The sequence below is a fragment of the Arthrobacter sp. TB 26 genome (genome assembly GCF_000427315.1).
In the GTDB taxonomy this organism is placed as follows: domain Bacteria; phylum Actinomycetota; class Actinomycetes; order Actinomycetales; family Micrococcaceae; genus Arthrobacter.
Window position 1 is genome coordinate 1 of record NZ_AUPJ01000436.1, and the last position, 2,146, is coordinate 2,146.

Consider the following 2,146-nt stretch of genomic DNA (forward strand, 5'->3'; position numbering starts at 1 on the left):
GGCGTCTGACCGCAGGACTCCCGCCCAGCAGCCGTCCGGGAAGCCGGCGTCTGACCGCAGGACTCCCGCCCAGCAGCCGTCCGGGAAGCCGGCGTCTGACCGCAGGACTCCCGCCCAGCAGCCGTCCGGGAAGCCGGCGCCTGACCGCAGGACTCCCGCCAGGCAACCGCAAAGGCCGGCGCCCGTGCCGTCGCCGGCCAACACCGCGATGGCCGAGGCACTGCGAAAGGCCGGACTGGGAAAGTAGCCCAACCGCTCATCGCAGAGTCCCCACCGCTCGGCGCATGAATCGTACGTTTACTGATGATCTGCACCATGATTGCCGAAGGCAACGGCCCCCGTTTGGGGCCATTCGCCTCTAGATCGCGGGACACCGACGTCTTCGACAAGCAAAGGGAACAAATTATGGGCTGGCTGGACCGTGAACGAACGATTGCCCCACCGGGATTCAACCGGTGGCTGGTGCCGCCCGCAGCGCTCGCCGTGCACCTGTGCATCGGTCAGGCGTACGCCACAAGCGTCTACAAAACGGCGCTGGTGAAGCACTTTGGCGCCAGCCTGACCGAAATCGGCGTGATCTTCTCCATCGCGATCGTGATGCTGGGCCTTTCCGCCGCGATCATGGGCACCTGGGTGGACAAGAACGGCCCGCGCAAGGCGATGTTCACGTCGGCCGCGTTCTGGGCCAGCGGCTTCCTGATCGGATCGCTCGGCATCTTCAGCAGCCAGCTGTGGCTGGTCTACCTCGGCTACGGCTTCATCGGCGGCATTGGCCTGGGCATTGGCTACATCTCGCCCGTTTCCACTCTGATCAAATGGTTCCCCGACCGCCCAGGCCTCGCCACCGGCATGGCCATCATGGGTTTCGGCGGCGGCGCCCTGATCGCCAGCCCGGTTTCCACCGCGCTGCTGAAGATGTACGACCCCAACTCCGGCGCCAAGGGCTGGGTAGCCAGCGGCGACTCCGTCGGCAAACTCTTCCTGACCCTCGCCGTCGTATACCTCGCCTACATGATGTTCGGCGCGTTCACCATCAAGGTCCCGGCCGAGGGATGGAAGCCGGCCGGCTTTGACCCGGCCAAGGTCAAGGCCGCCAAGCTCGTCACTACCGACAACGTCTCTGCAAAGAACGCCGTGAAGACCAGGCAGTTCTGGCTCGTCTGGATTGCCCTCTTCTGCAACGTCACGGCAGGCATCGGCATCCTGGAGCAGGCCGCACCGATGATCCAGGACTTCTTCCGCCAGTCCGACGGCGTGTCCCTGGTCAGCGCCGCCGTCGCCTCCGGCTTCGTCGGTCTGCTCTCGATCGGCAACATGTCCGGCCGCTTCGCCTGGTCCGCAACCTCGGACGTGACCGGCCGCAAGCGCATCTACATGATGTACCTCGGCGTCGGCGCCGTGCTCTACACGCTGCTGGCGCTGGCGGGGTCCACCACCACGTTCCTCTATGTGGCGCTCGCATTCGTCATCATCTCCTTCTATGGCGGCGGCTTCGCGACCGTCCCGGCCTACCTGCGCGACCTCTTCGGCACCTTCCAGGTCGGGGCGATCCACGGCCGGCTCCTGACAGCCTGGTCCGCGGCAGGCATCGCCGGGCCGCTGATCGTCAACGCGTTCCTGGATGCCCAGGGCAAGCCCGGCCAGCTGACGGCCGCGTCCTACCAGCCCGCGCTGCTGACCATGGTGGGGCTGCTGGTCATCGGCTTTGTGGCCAACCTGCTGGTCAAGCCGGTCGACGACCGGTTCCACGAACCACGCCCGGACCGTCTCCGGGCCGACGAACCCGCAATGGAGGCCTGAGATGAGTACTGCAGAGACATCGGTGAAACAGTCCACCGGAAAACTGGTCATCGCGTGGGCGCTGGTCGGAGTCCCGCTGGGGTACGGCGTGTACGAGACCCTCACGCGCGTGGCGGCGCTGTTTGGCTGACATCGCTGACGAATCCCAGGGTTCCGCGCAATCCGGCGCCGTGGAGTTCACCCGGCCGGATCCGTTCACCACCAGGCCCACGCTGCAGGGCACCTTCGGGATGAGCGCCTCCACGCACTGGCTCGCGACGGCGGCGGCCCAGGCGGTGCTGGAACGCGGCGGTAACGCGTTCGACGCTGCGACGGCGGGAGCCTTCGTCCTGCATGTTGTCGAGCC

General features: G+C 66.5%; 3 protein-coding genes. All 3 read left to right on the forward strand.

All coding sequences use genetic code 11. The annotated features are described in order from the left end of the window. Window positions 1-405: 405 nt before the first annotated feature. Entirely contained in the window at window positions 406-1,800 is a 1,395-nt protein-coding gene (locus tag K789_RS0116685) for an OFA family MFS transporter (protein ID WP_024367752.1), read from the forward strand. Between the two features lies 1 nt (window position 1,801). Continuing rightward, window positions 1,802-1,930: an MFS transporter small subunit gene (locus K789_RS26495; protein WP_272927721.1), complete on the forward strand. Its 129-nt coding sequence runs from the start codon at window positions 1,802-1,804 to the stop codon at window positions 1,928-1,930. Window positions 1,931-1,970: 40 nt separating this feature from the next. Beyond that, the coding region (locus K789_RS23370) for a gamma-glutamyltransferase (protein ID WP_192815778.1) at window positions 1,971-2,146 on the forward strand (176 nt) is incomplete at its 3' end.